A 14,187-nucleotide genomic window follows, 5' to 3' on the forward strand; every position below is an offset into this window, starting at 1 on the left:
GATTAACTTGTTGTAACTTGAGCATGAACCTAATCTAGTAGCAAGCGCAGACGGGAACCTGGACAGAGTGAATTTCCCTTCTGTATCTAGAATTCCCAGGAGAGGCAGCGGAGTATCACACTCCGTTCAAAATTACAGGTGACACGCCAGACATGGCAAAGTGTCGTCTTCTTCATCCAGTACAGCAGCTAACGCTTCAGCTAACGACTGGTTGGGAGAAGCTTTTTTTTCCCGAACCATCGCCTTGTTGTGGTCAGTAATAATCTGATCCTTGCGAGTAAGCAGTTCTAACAGTGTCTCGCCTTGCGTCCAGGTGTACTGTCTACCATCTTTGTGATTTCGTTCGTAACGAACTGCTTCAGCAAATAAGTCTGGATGCTCCTGTGCCAGCATTACCCACTCATACTTACGCTGGAAGAAGCAAAAAAAACAGCCAGAGCGACTGCGCCAACGGTAGTAGTCTGGTAGTCCAATTCCGCTTTCCTCAAGCAGACGGATAATATCTGCCTTAACTAGCCCCCGTTCCTTAAAAGGGAAAACAGGTTTGATATTAGGCTTAGTAGAAATGTATCCCTCACGATTTTCATCAGCTCGAATGCCAATGTAACTGATGGCTTCGTCGTCACTAACGAACTTCTCTAAAGGGAGAATTTTCATCTGTTTAGTACACCAGCGCATCTTAGGAGAAGGAAGTACTCCTCCATAGACATCGAGCCAATGGTCAAATCCACGCTCTGCACTGAGATAATGGATTTTGATTCCCAGACAAGCCTTGATGCGATCAAGATACTCATATGTCTCTGGTAGTTCCTTATGGGTGTCGCAGAAGAAGTACTCCATCTCTGGAATCTCCTTGTGCATTAGAATTGCCAGAGCAGTGCTATCCTTTCCGCCTGATAGACCTAGAATGTGCTTAACTTGTTTCTTAGTCATATATAGCTATCTGTAAAACCATCTAGTAAATCCTTGTCTTATGGCTATAGATATTAAAGGAGTAAGGGTAGACTCATAAGCAGATTTAAGGATTTGTAAGTCAAGAAGATTTTTTTCATCAGCAATTTTTAAATCAGCTATGTAAGGTTCAATATAGTTGCTCCATTGTTGGACTCCCATGATTTTATTTGATACAGAAAGTCCTAAATGTTGTAGATTGACAAATTCGTCAAAGTAATTGTCAGCAGGAAGATAATTAGATTTTGATGAATTAACCTCTGGAAAAGTTGGGATTAAGTTCCAAGGCTGGTCGTGCGCTACAAATGACCAAGGTAAATAGTGATCGAGAGAAAAGCCTTGTGGAGGCAGAGTTTGCTTCGAGTAAATACACTGTAGGTTGGTTTGTTTTAAAATCAACTTCCAGTAAGATTTTTGATTGTTCAGAGAGCCTCTCTCTTGGGGCGGGAATAGCTTGTTAGGAACAGCCGGGACATTAGGGTTACGTTGCTGCATATACTTAAGCCATTCCCAACACACCCAAGCCCGAAGAATTGAATAGTTGTTTTCTATATATGACACCCATTCTGGATGTAAATTTATAGCACTGCAATCCTTATAGAGATTTGCATCAAAGCGATACAAAGGCTTTTTGACATCAAATAATGTTTCTGCGAAATTTATAATTTCTTGTTCATCCTCACCAGGGCTGGTTCGCTTGTTTCTACCAGTTTTTGCAGATTTTAATTCTTGTTCAAAAAATGGTCTAATCAATAGAAACGGTACATATCGTCTTAGATCAGAAACAATATCATCTATAGATTTATTGCTGATTGTTCTGCGTAAATGTCTTTTATCTGTATCTTGAAAAATTATTCTTGTATCAGTAATATCAATATTTAGTGAATCCAATTTATTTGATATTTTATCTTGAAGTCCAAAAGATAACTTAAAATAAGTATGAGAATACCAAGCATTGGCTAGCATTTCAATGATAACTTCTTTAAAATTTATTGGAGATAAAACCTCAAATTGTCGTCTTTCCCAAATATCTAAAATTGAAATAAAAAAAAGATATTTATATGAATTTGTAGTTTTTTTAAAAAGCCTAGAAAGAGCAGAGACATCTACTGCGTCAGACTTTGGCAATTCCTGAATTGGAGTTGCCACCAGCTCCATTTCTCCATCCTGAGTTAGATCAACTAGGTAGAACTTTATAAATTCCTTTGCTGCGGTCGGATTTATCTCTCGGAGTACTCTAACGATACTTGCAACAGTCTCAGCCGTGGGATCGGTTTGTTCATGAAACCAGCGAGATACTACAGGATGGTCAACTCCCAACGCAGTTGCAAGACAGCTTTGATTGATGCCGTAGGTTTCTAATACTTGTCTAAGCGCTTTGCCTGCCTGTCCCATACGTCTGATTGAGTTAAAAAAGTGTAAGCTTCCCTCCTGCAAGACTACGAGAGTGAAGTTCGTCAGATTGCCCCTGATGTCGAAGGCGCAACACTTGTCAAGTTCAATATCGGCAAACCCAGTATTTCTTACTTGTTCTATCCAGAGTTTAATGCCAATCCCCATCCGGCTCTACAAACCAGTATTCAGGTTAATTTAAACAACCGTGAAGTAAACCACCGGGAGACTCGCACAGTTCAAGGTAACATTTCAGGGGCACAGCCTAGTTCATCGATCGCTTGTCAATTCCCAAACGTCCTCAATCAAGATTGACCGGCACAAAGCCGCCATCAGCCGCAATGATTTCTCCAAGCCGATGCGCCTAGCTTTGGAAACAGGTTTTTTCACGCCAGAGACAACGTTTCTTGACTATGGGTGCGGGTTGGGGGGAGGCATTGAGCGGATTGCCAAATTGGGTTACAGCAGTTCTGGTTGGGACCCTTATTATCGCCCTGATACACCCCTAAGTTCGGCAGATATCGTCAACTTGGGCTACATCATCAATGTAATTGAATCCCAAGCCGAGCGAAGAGAGGCATTAATTAAAGCCTGGGAACTAACCCACAAAGTACTGATTGTGGCGGCGCAAGTTTTAATTACTCAAGGGAACAGCCAGATTGCCTACGGGGATGGGGTGATCACGACGCGAAATACCTTTCAGAAGTATTACGATCAGGAGGAACTGAAGCTCTACATCGACCAAGTGCTGGGAGTTGATGCGGTTCCAGTGGCTCTGGGTGTCTACTTCATTTTTCGAGACGAAGCACAAGCCCAAAGTTTTAGAGCGTCTCGGTTCCGATCGCGTGTCTCCGTTCCCAGGGTTCAACTGGCTAGCAAGCGATTTGAGGACTACAAAGAACTTTTGGCTCCCCTGATGGCGTTTGTGGCTGAGCGAGGGCGACTCCCAGTTAAGGACGAATTGCCCCAAGAGGAAGCATTGAGCGCTGAATTCGGCAATTTGCGCCGCGCCTTCCAGATAGTTCTACAAGCAACAAATCCTCAAGAGTGGGATGAAATCACCGAACGTCGTCGTCAGGATTTGCTGGTTTATCTTGCCCTTTCCCACTTCAGCCGTCGTCCCAAACCGCGAGATTTAGCTCCAGATGTTCGCAACGATATCAAGTGCCTTTTCGGTAGCTACCACCAAGCCTGCACGGCGGCTGATATCATGCTGATGAGTGTGGGGAATTTAGAGACAATCGGGGAACGCTGTCACAGTACCCCTATCGGGAAGAAGCTTCCCAATTCTCTTTGGGTTCATGTTTCCGCGATCGAAGCTCTTGACCCGCTACTACGTCTCTATGAAGGCTGTGCTTCCCGCACCATCGGTCGTCCAGAAGAGGCAACGGTTGTAAAGTTTCACTTTCGCAAGCCTAAGATTACTTATCAGTTTTACCCAGACTTCGACACCGCTCCTCATCCTGCACTGTACACGAGTATGCAGATCGATTTGCGGGATTTGCACGTTCACTACCGGGACTACGATCCAAATGACAATCCGCCAGTGCTGCATCAGAAGGATTTGCTGGTCAAATCAGACTATCCCCTCTACGAGAAATTTGCCAAGTTGAGTCGGCAAGAGGAGGATTGGGGGTTGCTCGATAATTGGAAGGCAATTAGCGATCGCCAGGGTTGGCTGAAATGTTTGGAAGAACACTGTGCCGAGTTGAGGGGGCATCGAGTCGTTTGGCGCAAAGATGCCGATCCATATCAGGTAAAGTTAGTCCGTTCTGCAATTCGGGCAAAGCAGGCGGGACGACAACGGTAACTAGCCCTTGCAAACAAGGTGAGGAATAGCAATGCTTGACTTAGCCAAATCCAATGATGCCCAATTATATATTTCCTCAAGAACTTAGAACCGCTTTCAGAGCGTTGGAGCGTTGTGGCAGAAGTGACAGAGCAGCTCGCTAAGTTACGGCGCTTAGCTCTCCTAGTAACACTGGCTTATTATTAGGTTTCGCTTCTCAGGTGTCGAATAACAGATTATTTAGCGTCTAAAAAAATGTTGTCGTTGAGCGTTTCTATCACTACCAAACCTTAGGTATATTTGGATGAAGAAAAGCTGGAGCCAACACAATTTATGGCTTCGCAGAGGAATTCCTACCAAAATATTACTTGGCCCAAAGCCCCTATTATTAAATATTTGAAATCTTTTTAGATTAACGATCGCCAGCCGATACTCATAACGTTTGACGGTAGTTACTGCCCTCTTATACTATCTCAGGAGAAATTTGTGAGCCGCTACTGACACAGAGCAATTTTTGGAGCAGCTCCAATTGATATTGGAACGAGAAAGAGATTGTGCTTCTTAACATGTGCCAATCATCAAAGCAGCCGCCACTGGTGTTCACCAAATATCGGTACCCACTCCCCAGAGTCCAACTTAAAAGCCCAGTGCCTCTGCCTTGGGGGATTAGGAATTGAAACCATCACCGCCTCTACCCATTCGATTGTTTGGTCTAAATGCGTACCCGTAATTTGCTGAATTAGGCATTTTTTGCCTTCTTGTGCAGCGCCATTTTGTCCAGAGGATATTTCCGATAAATTAGGGTTGTCAAGATTATCGCCAACAGGTATCAAGCGAGGATTTTCACTCATGGGAGAGTCCGAAGCGATCGCTTCGGACTCTAAAGCAGGCGGCGGCTGCACAATTTCAGTTTGCACAATTTCAGTTTGCACAATTTCAGTTTGCACAATTTCAGTTTCTAGCATGGGACCGTTAGAGGTCATTACCACGCCTGGGGTTTCTCTGACCCACCTCTCGATATTGCCCCGATTCTTCGGTCTTTGCCGCCACTCAAGACACTTCACCTTCACCCAAATAAACAGCGGCACTTCAGAAGACGGCTCAACGGCCTTTTCCCCTCTGGCTCTTTCCGAGTCCGAGGAACCCCACAAAAGCGGCACCTCAGAAGACGGCTCAACGGCCTTTTCCCCTGCGTACCCCTCTTTAAAGTCAGATCCTGCTGCCTCCGGATGCCTTTGAGGGGCATCCGGAGCAGACAGCGCATATATAACCTTCATATATGGGGGGGGTGTAGGAATTTCTTGAGAATCCAGTGCAGATGAGGGTTCTGGCTCTTTAATCAGGTTTTCTAATGGCTCTACTAGAACGATTTCTGCCCCAGTAGAAGTGTTTGAAACTGTCTCTGGTTGGTTTATTTCACACCTTTGGTTGTCAAATTTGGGATGCCACAAGTTTAAATAGGATGGCTTATATAAAGTTTTGTGGCTAACCGTTACTCCAAAAAGTTGCTTGGTTGTGGCAATCAGGGCTTTAGCTCTTGCTGTGGCCGCGGTGGGCAGGGTATTAGTCGCATCTAGGTGGGAGAGCGCGTTTTTTACCCGCTCTTGGGCTTGGGTGCTGCGTTGCTCGTTAAGGCGCTCGCCAAACGGTACTGCGTTGTTGGCTGCACCGGAGCTGGTGTCCTTATTGAATGTGTCAGAGTATGTACGAGACCGCTCTGGATAGCTGCAATAAGGAACGTAAAAGCTTTCTGCTGCAACCGCCCATTCTCTTGCTCTGACTCCAATTTCATGTTGATGGGAGCAGTATTGCTGATAACCTGGGGCGTTGATTGTGGTCTTTTCAATGTAGTTTGTGAGTTGTTGACCGCTGAGGGCTAGCCATACAACACCATAAGTGCCAATGTCTTTCAAGAGTTCGTTCGTCTGCCCTGACGCTGTCCAACCTTCGCGAATCCGAGTTTCTAAGTGTCGTTTCCAAACTTCGGCTTTAGAAGTTGTGTGGGGGAGGTAGGAGAGTTTTTGACGTTGTTGGGCGGCAGCGATCGCTTCTTTCAACTCGGACATATCCTGCTTTGTGGCTTGCATAGAAGCTACTTCCAGGAAGCGGGAGATGTCGTTGGTGAGAGGTTGGAGGTCAGAGTCCAGCAGGTAGGAGCCTGCTTGGAGGGGCAAGCGATGTCCGTTGTAATTAGTGGGTTTTCCTTTGCTGTAGGGTTTGACGTTGGGGAAGATTTCTAGCTGTCCGCCGCTTAGTTGCAATCCTTCATCTAGGAGGGCGAATTTAATGGCACTGGCTATCCCTAGGGTGGGTACTGGCTCTGATAAGAAGAAGTAAATATGTAACCCGCCGCTACTGCTGGACTGGACGGGTAGGTGGCGACATAGCCCAATTTTCTCGGCTGCTTGAAGGATTAATTGAAATTTCTCTGGGTCATTGTTGGGGTGGTAGTCGCTGCCTCTATCGATATCGATAAGTGCGTAGCGAGTCTCGCTGCCAAATCGCAACCCTAGGATGATGTTCGGGTCTTTGTACGTTGCCCAGAGATTGCGGGGTTGGAGGGGGTAGCGGTTCTGTGTCGTCCATTGGGGCTTACTCCCTGGCTCTGGCACGGGAGCTGATAGAAAATTCCAAGGGTGATTAAAATATTCGCAAAATCTTGCTCCCAGTGGATCGGCTGGTTTCAACCCTATAGTTTTTCTGGCTGCTGCAACCATAATAGATGCCTCCATCGCTTGTGTGTTGCGTAGAGACGGATAGAGGCGATCTATTTTCGGCTTCAACTTGTTGTAACAAAGTTATAATTCTTGCTACGATAAAGCCAGCGCGGGTTAGCTAAAAGCAGCCCAGATGGTGGTTAACTTTCCCGAGTCTTGCACCTTCTGAGCTAGAAGCCTCTAGCCCGTTCTACAAAATTTAATATTTGTTTTTTGATTTAAGGGAGTCTAGGATGCTCTCCAATTCAGCAATTTGCTGTTTAAGGAGTGTAACCTTGGCTCCTTTTGCTTTCTTCCCTGCAAATAGTCCTTCTCCTTCTAACTAATTCGTTATAGGCAAGCCCGATAAGGTACTCAAAAGCTTTTTTAGCTAGTGGACTCCTCCGGCTTTGATACTGGAATAACGCCACGACCGATGCGTTCCATCAGTTCGGAGCGAGAGACATCCCACGCTTTAGCTAACTCATCTAAACCCTCAATGCTAGTGGGAGTCAGGGTGAAATTTACCCGTTTCTTCATCTCATCATAGAAGGCGGGTTCTCCTTTCGTGCGCGGTCTTTTGCCTCCTTTCTTCATAGCGTTCTTCTCAAGTATACATTTGCTTGTCCTCTTCAAGACTTTTGGTAGTAATATCAAGTCAACCCAATCAAGTATGTATTTGAGACTAATACCAAGGCGACTGGCGGTCAACCTCTGCCCTAGCTAACCTCTTTCCACTTGTCGAGTTTAGAGGACAAATTAATAATGACAGAGAACTTACGACAGGAGCAAACGGATAGCTTGTCTACTTATCAGCAAGCCCTAAACGATTCTTGCATCACAGAGCTGGTAGAAAAACTCAGCGACTGCTTTAATCGCGTCACAAAAAGTGACAAAATTACTTTCTAGAAGGAACTTCCCAGCAAGTAATTCGTGATGAGTGACTCCCCTATAACGACTTCTACCCTAGAGCAGTCTTCTTTAGTGCTGAGTGTGCCATTGCCGTTGACCAAACATCCGGCACACGTCTATCTCACGTCTTTGGGGCAGGGATCTCGTCCGACGATGCGGGGGTCTCTCAATGCGATCGCATCAATGCTGACATCTGGAGAGTGCGATGCGATGATGCTCGATTGGTCTAAATTGCGCTATCACCATACGGCAGCGGTGAGAGCTGTGTTAATGGAGAAGTATAGTCCCGCCACGACCAACAAAATGCTGACGGCGTTGAAAAGGGTGTTGCAGGAGGCGCTCAAGTTGGAGTTAATCAAGGAAAAAGACTATAAGTTAGCGACTGACCTCCGCCCAGTTCCCGGCAGCAAAGGGTTGAAAGGTCGTGCTTTGAGTCGGGACGAAATTGCGGCTCTCCTTAAGGGCTGCCAAAACGATGCGACTCCTAGTGGGGTCAGGGACGCGGCGTTGATTGCCATCTTACGGGGTTCTGGAGTGCGTCGGAGGGAGTTAGTCAATCTCGATAAGAGTGATTTTGATCCCTCAACGGGAGCGATTGAAGTTCGCGAGGGGAAGGGAGGGAAAGACCGAACGGTGTACTTGTCTACTCAGGCAATTCGGGTGGTGTTAAATTGGTTAGCGGTTCGGGGTGACGCTCCTGGGCCGTTGTTGTGTCCGGTGAGTAAAGGCAAGCGAGTCATTAGGAGACGGCTCACCTCTCAATCCGTGTTATTCATTCTACAAAAACGGGGAGAAGAGGCGGGGGTGACTGATTTCAGTACTCACGACTTCCGCCGAACTTTTATTTCCGATCTACTCGATGCCGGTGTTGACCTGGTAACAGTCCAGCGTCTTGCGGGTCATTCCGACCCCAGTACCAGTTCCCGCTACGATCGACGGCCTGAAGCCGTGAAGCGTCGAGCGGTGGAACTTTTAGACCTACCGGGACTTTCTGAATAGCCAGCGGTTGTGAAACGTGCTCTGGTCAGCTTTCCTAACGGGAATTAAACAAAAACTGAAGCAAAAATGGCTTCAAATATAGAATACAATCATCGCAAGCCTTGGCAGGTGAAAGCAGCCCAGTAGCGAAGATGTGAGAAAGGACATTCATCTTGTGAATTTTTGACTCCCTGAATCTGATTCGTAACTCCAGCGTACTTCCGATATTCACGCTCCCATTTCAAAAAGTCTGCTGAACCAGGTTGGTATTGGCTGCGCTTGCTTCTAGCTTCTTTCCGTCCAGCTTCTGCTTGTGTGGATAATTCTTTGATATCCTCTCTTTTCAAGAGTTCCTCTTTTCTTGATTCACGCAGTTTGATTTGAGCTTGTCGCAGAGATTCGGGACGACTTTTATCTTGTTGTCGATGCTGATAGTAGAAAATGGAAAATAATGCAGTGGCTAGGTCATCGACTGACCATAGGGTACTGACAACACTTCTGGCACCAGCGCATAAAAAGCCTGTGGAAAGTGTCAAAATATCATCAGTTAGTGATGGATAGCCCAAACCAGTTTCGCAACAAGAGAGAAACACATCAGAAAGATTAGGCAGTCGCCAGCTTGGAGTCATCAACTGCCCCAAGGTGATATTACCATCAGCCAATTTCAACTGGGAGTTCAGAGGATTATCGAGGCAAGATTCAGCATGATGGCTGGAGTGAAGCACCTGAACTCGTGAAGCCATCTGACGATAGTTATCGCGGGTAGCTTGACTGCTGCCTTTTAATCTCAGATCGTCGGGAATGTTGTACGCTTTAGCAATTTGTTCGCCTTCAAAACTGGCGCAGGGGAGGTTGTCTTCAGCATCTTCCACGGTGCCGTAAGTGAGATTTCCTTCTACTTCGCCGCGTTGTTGGCAAAATTCTAAAACCTGGCAACTCGGAGTGTAGCGGATTAGAAACCGATCTCCTAGATATTGACCTTCTCCAAACGGCAACGCAGCAAAGGGAATCTGGTGCAAAAGCAGGTGAGGCACTAAAATTAGCTCATTGATACCAGTGAGCTGCTGTTCAATTAAATTGGTCAGTTGCAGCCGTTGAGCAAGTTCGCTGAGAAATGAGCTATTCTGGCTCTTCCAGGTAGAATTATCCTTTTTGTAAGACTCTAACCAGTTTTGATCAATCCAGCCTTGCAGATTGAGAATTCCTTGACCTGGGCAAGTGTGAAGCGTAATCTGATTTTGCCGCAAGATGAATATATGAGTATCGTCGCTGGTGGTATAAAAACTGAGAATAGCAGTAGTAGGTTGGTCGATGAGGTTCTGCATCGCAGCCAAGTCAGGGGCGTTAACCTGAATTTCACCAGCTAGTACGGGGTCTAAGCGTCTAAGTTGTTGCCAGATTTGCTGTTTCTCAGCTTCTAAAGATGCGATCGCTTGCGTTTTGGCTTGGAAGGAAGCGCGATCGCTTGTTCTACTTCCCACTCTTATTAGTTCTCGATTATTGCCAGAATTGTTTTGAGAGCGTTTTTGGTCAATTCGCTGTTGCAAGTCATCAAACTGCTGCAATAACTCTTTGACTTCTGGGGGAATTTCGCCACCTTGGTAGAGGTCATTACTTACCATCAAGTCTACAAGGCGTTTGGAACGCGATCGCTCGACAGTCTCAAGGGCTTTTTCTAATTGCCCAGCATTAATGCAGGCTTGCACCATGTTTTCATAGATGCCAATAGACCCTGCCAGAATCTCTTGACGACGGGATTCGGAAGATGTCCAGGTGCGGCTCGTTTCAACAGCTTCAATCGCAAGACTATATCCCTCAATTGCGGCTGACCAAAGACCACCTTCAAACGCTGTATTGCCGAGAACTCGTGCAGAAATGAGGCAGTCTGCGGGAAAGGCATTGGGTTTGAAGATTTCTAGAGACAGCCGGAAACAGGCGATCGCTTCCTCATCCAGCCCAACTTTACGATAGGCAAGACCTAAATTATGTTGAGTATCTGCCCAATCTTGGGGAAACGCTTCGCGAGTGCAAACTTCTAAGGACGCTAGTAAGCAGTGAATCTCTTGTTCAACAAGCCCTATTTTGCCGTAGAGAGTCCCCAGATTGTTTTGCACAGTAGCCCAGTTCTGGGGATACGCTCTCTTTGTGTAAACTTGCAAAGCTGCTTCATAGCAGCGAATTGCTAACTTCAAGTTTGACTCTCGGTTGCCTTTGATGCGATCGCTATAGGCAGAAGCCAAGTTAATTTGAGCCATCGCCCACTGTTCAGGCATTGATTCAAGAGTGGCAACTTCCAGTGCTACCTTATAGCAGTGAATTGCTAACTCTAGATTCTCAGTTTCATCGCCAAGAATTCGCCTTTTGTAGGCATTGCCAAGATTGGTTTGGCATCTTACCCAGTCCACTGGAAAATCATCACAGATACGGATTTGTAAAGCTGACTGAAAGTAGTTGATTGCCTGTTCTAGATTCTCTACAGGATCGCCTTTGATTCGATTAATATAGGCAACACCCAAGCATTCTTGAAGCCTAGCCCAATTCACTGGAAATAGCTTACAAGTGCAGACAAGCATTGCATTTTGATAGCAGCGAATGGCTAATTCTATATTTTCAACTTGCTCACCGCAGACTCTTTCTCGGTAAAAAATACCCAAATTATTTTGAGTATATGCCCATTGTTCGGGAAAGGTGTCGTAGGTGCAGACTTGCAACACGGTTTGACAACACCCCAATGCCCGTTCTAAATTTTGTGCCCGATCGCCTTGTATTCGTTCAGAGTAGGCAATACCTAGATTGTTTTGAATAGCTGCCCAAGTTTCGGTAAATGTTTCGGGCGTAAAGACTTGTAGAGCGTTTTGATAACAAGCGATTGCCTGTTCTATGTTTGACTTCCGATCGCCACGAAAGCGCCCACTGTAGGCAACACCCAGAGCTATCTGTGTTTCTCCCCACTGTTCCGGAAATAATTCCCGATTAAAGATACTGGAAACGGTTTCCTTTGCTGCAATCGCAATTTCTAGGTTGATTCCTCTATTACCTTGAGGAAACTCTAAAATCAGACTGCTGAATGTCACCATACTCACTGCCCTCATGATAATTTCGGCAGTTGATGGATCTACATTCACTTCTGATGGATCATCTAGTGATTGTTTAAATACCTGAGCAAGCTGATGTGACTCAATATCGGACTGGAGCATTATCCCCAAACGTCGCCAACTTTGTACAAACCGCTCGTCAAACCTGTCAAGATTTGCCTCTAGAAGTTGGTACACTACTTCCGGGTTACTTCTACTGTTATAGTTCGTCCGTATGACCTCAAAGAGGAAATCTGTAACTTCATCCTTCTGGTTGAGGTCATTATTGGTAAGAGGGTTGACGAGGTGCTGGAAGCCAAAACGTTTAGCATATTCCATTGCCACATCCTGCTGCCCGTTGTTGACGCAAGCTTTCACCATTCTTTCGTAAACGTCGATGGCTTCTGCTTTGATTTCCTGGCGACGTGCTTCAGATTCTGCCCCAGTGAGAGTCTGTTCAACCGCTTCAATAGCAGCAGTGTAACCTTCAATTGCTTCTGACCATAGTTCAGCGTTGAAGGCAGCATGACCTATATTTTGTGCAGCTAGGAAGCAGTACTGAGGAAAGTCGGTGGGTGTCCAGATTTCTAACGCTGCTCGACAACAGGTAATCGCCTCAGGCATCTTCTCTTGTTCTCGATAAGCATTGCCTAAATTCATTTGGGTTAATGCCCATTCGTGAGGAAATGACTGGCGAGTTAAGACTTGCAGGGAGGCTTTGAAGGCTGCGATCGCCTTGTCCAAATTCTCCGCCTTGTCACCACAAATCCTCTCGCGGTAAGCATTGCCCAGATTGTTGTGAACTCCTGCCCAATCTTTAGGAAATGCTTGGCGGGTGCGGACTTGTAAAGCCTGCTGGTAACAAGCGATCGCTATCTCCAGATTTTCAGCTTTGTCGCCCTCGATCCGCTGGCGGTAGTCAGCCCCCAGATTCATTTGCGTCTGTGCCCATTGTTCGGGATCGGCATCGCGGGTACGGACAAGCAGAGCGTTTTGATGGGCTGCGATCGCTTGTTCCAGATTCTCGGCTTTATCTCCCCAAATCCGGTCTCGATAAACATTCCCCAGATTGTTTTGAATTCTACCCCATTGTTCAGGTGAAGCCTCGCGGGTTAATACCTGCAATGCTTTTTTACAGACATCAATAGCATTCTCCAGGTTCTCTGCCTGGTCTCCCTTAATGCGTTGATCGTAGGCAATAGCTAGCTTGTTTTGGACTTCCCCCCATAGTTCGGGATTGGCATCGCGGGTTATGACTTGCAAGGCAGCTTGATGGCAGGCGATTGCTTCTTCTACATTTTCAGCACGATCTCCCAGTGGCAATTCCACAACTACGCTACCGAAAGTAGTCAGAATTGCTGCAAAGCTTAGCGCTTCCTCTGGCTCTGAATCATACAGCATAGAGGTTGCCCAGCTACGAAAACGCTGAATAAACAGATTGTCTTGCTCTAGATACGCTTGTAGGATTGGGTGTGCGGCTTCTGGGTTGCCGTTACTCGTTGCGATCGCCAGCATCATCTGATGCAAGAAGGGGGGAAATTCTAGAGATTCGCTAAATAATCCCAGTTCTTCAGCCAGAGAATTAGCAAGATTGATTAAAAAGTTAGCCGATTGGCGATCACCCTCTTTGGCTAGTATCATGGCTACCATTTCCATCGTCTTCACCAAACCAGCGTCAATTAGGTTTTCGTGAGCCATCAAAATCTTTGGCTCTCTACCACTGCGACAGGTTAAAAGCGCTTTAATCAGCTTGAAATATGCTGTTTGGCGTTTTGTGATGTTTTTTGGTTTTTTAGTGCCAAATCCTTTTCCCATATTGATTTAGTTATCGTTCCCGGTAAAATTTATTCAGCATTTTTCCCAATCTGTGCCAATTTTTCTAGCAAGCTTTCTGCCAAATCTAGGAGTTCGATTTCATCATTTTCATCGCTTGAATTGCGGTTAGTGCCGACCGCCGCAACGCTACCCGCTAAGAGATTCTTGACAGCACAGAGTCGGTCATCTTCTTCTGGAATGGTCAGGCATTTTTCCAACTCGGCGGCAATTTCAGAAAGCGATCGCGCTCCCAATCTCTCCCGTACCTGTACAGCCACCAAGTCATCACTCTCCAAAAACGCCGTTACAGATTTGATAACTGAGACACCTTTGTGCGAGAAGTGCCGAACCGCCGCCTGCACATACTCCCGCAGACTCATCCCCTCTGCCTCAGCTAGCTGGACAACTTCCGCGCCTAAGTCTACCAGCACCACATCTTCGTTATCGCTTACCTGATAGAGTTCGTTTCCCTGCTTGACAGCCACCAATAAATCCGCACCCAAAGTATGTAGGTAGTGCAGCACCGACTCCAACTCATGATCCTTCAGTGCCGACTCCAGCTTAGACACCGCCGCTTGCT

The 14,187-nt window shown here is 46.2% G+C and carries 8 protein-coding genes and 1 pseudogene; 3 read left to right on the top strand and 6 right to left on the bottom strand.

Annotated features, from left to right (window positions below; all coding sequences use genetic code 11):
• Positions 1-132: 132 nt before the first annotated feature.
• Positions 133-933 carry a phosphoadenosine phosphosulfate reductase family protein gene (locus tag NDI44_RS24465; protein ID WP_190414241.1) on the bottom strand — a complete coding sequence of 267 codons (801 nt, stop codon included), beginning with the start codon at positions 931-933 and terminating at the stop codon, positions 133-135.
• Between the two features lie 6 nt (positions 934-939).
• Positions 940-2,511: an HNH endonuclease domain-containing protein gene (locus NDI44_RS24470; protein ID WP_347276912.1), complete on the bottom strand. Its 1,572-nt coding sequence runs from the start codon at positions 2,509-2,511 to the stop codon at positions 940-942.
• Here NDI44_RS24470 and NDI44_RS24475 point away from each other — a divergent pair.
• Positions 2,413-4,153, top strand: a pseudogene (locus NDI44_RS24475) (DNA phosphorothioation-associated putative methyltransferase). The gene NDI44_RS24470 and the pseudogene NDI44_RS24475 sit on opposite strands and share 99 nt — an antisense overlap.
• Positions 4,154-4,710: 557 nt before the next feature.
• Here NDI44_RS24475 and NDI44_RS24480 read toward each other — a convergent pair.
• Both NDI44_RS24480 and NDI44_RS24485 read right to left on the bottom strand, forming a co-directional pair.
• Complete coding sequence (locus NDI44_RS24480; protein WP_190414243.1) at positions 4,711-6,915, bottom strand: hypothetical protein; 2,205 nt, start codon at positions 6,913-6,915, stop codon at positions 4,711-4,713.
• Positions 6,916-7,215: 300 nt separating this feature from the next.
• On the bottom strand, positions 7,216-7,425 hold the full coding sequence (locus NDI44_RS24485) for a ribbon-helix-helix domain-containing protein (protein ID WP_190414244.1): 210 nt from the start codon (positions 7,423-7,425) through the stop codon (positions 7,216-7,218).
• 168 nt (positions 7,426-7,593) lie between these two features.
• Here NDI44_RS24485 and NDI44_RS24490 point away from each other — a divergent pair, with 168 nt between their 5' ends.
• Positions 7,594-7,737 (top strand): hypothetical protein, encoded by a 144-nt coding sequence (locus NDI44_RS24490; RefSeq protein WP_190414245.1) that lies wholly within the window; start codon positions 7,594-7,596, stop codon positions 7,735-7,737.
• Positions 7,738-7,764: 27 nt separating this feature from the next.
• Complete coding sequence (locus NDI44_RS24495; RefSeq protein WP_190414247.1) at positions 7,765-8,739, top strand: tyrosine-type recombinase/integrase; 975 nt, start codon at positions 7,765-7,767, stop codon at positions 8,737-8,739.
• A gap of 89 nt (positions 8,740-8,828) precedes the next feature.
• On the opposite strand, the gene NDI44_RS24500 is transcribed toward NDI44_RS24495, so the two are convergent.
• Together NDI44_RS24500 and NDI44_RS24505 are read right to left on the bottom strand one after the other, a co-directional pair.
• Positions 8,829-13,490 carry a CHAT domain-containing tetratricopeptide repeat protein gene (locus tag NDI44_RS24500; RefSeq protein ID WP_348235326.1) on the bottom strand — a complete coding sequence of 1,554 codons (4,662 nt, stop codon included), beginning with the start codon at positions 13,488-13,490 and terminating at the stop codon, positions 8,829-8,831.
• A 146-nt stretch (positions 13,491-13,636) separates the two neighbouring features.
• On the bottom strand, positions 13,637-14,187 hold a 551-nt coding region (locus NDI44_RS24505; protein WP_206755322.1), incomplete at its 5' end, for a transcriptional regulator.

It is taken from the genome of Trichocoleus sp. DQ-A3, assembly GCF_039961975.1.
Classification (GTDB): Bacteria; Cyanobacteriota; Cyanobacteriia; order Cyanobacteriales; family FACHB-T130; genus FACHB-T130.

Bases quoted from the DNA above. Each gene is read 5' to 3' on its own strand.
- NDI44_RS24465 (WP_190414241.1), bottom strand. From the start codon at position 933: ATGACTAAGAAACAAGTTAAGCACATTCTAGGTCTATCAGGCGGAAAG.
- NDI44_RS24470 (WP_347276912.1), bottom strand. From the start codon at position 2,511: ATGGGGATTGGCATTAAACTCTGGATAGAACAAGTAAGAAATACTGGG.
- NDI44_RS24485 (WP_190414244.1), bottom strand. From the start codon at position 7,425: ATGAAGAAAGGAGGCAAAAGACCGCGCACGAAAGGAGAACCCGCCTTC.
- NDI44_RS24490 (WP_190414245.1), top strand. From the start codon at position 7,594: ATGACAGAGAACTTACGACAGGAGCAAACGGATAGCTTGTCTACTTAT.
- NDI44_RS24495 (WP_190414247.1), top strand. From the start codon at position 7,765: ATGAGTGACTCCCCTATAACGACTTCTACCCTAGAGCAGTCTTCTTTA.
- NDI44_RS24500 (WP_348235326.1), bottom strand. From the start codon at position 13,490: ATGGCTCACGAAAACCTAATTGACGCTGGTTTGGTGAAGACGATGGAA.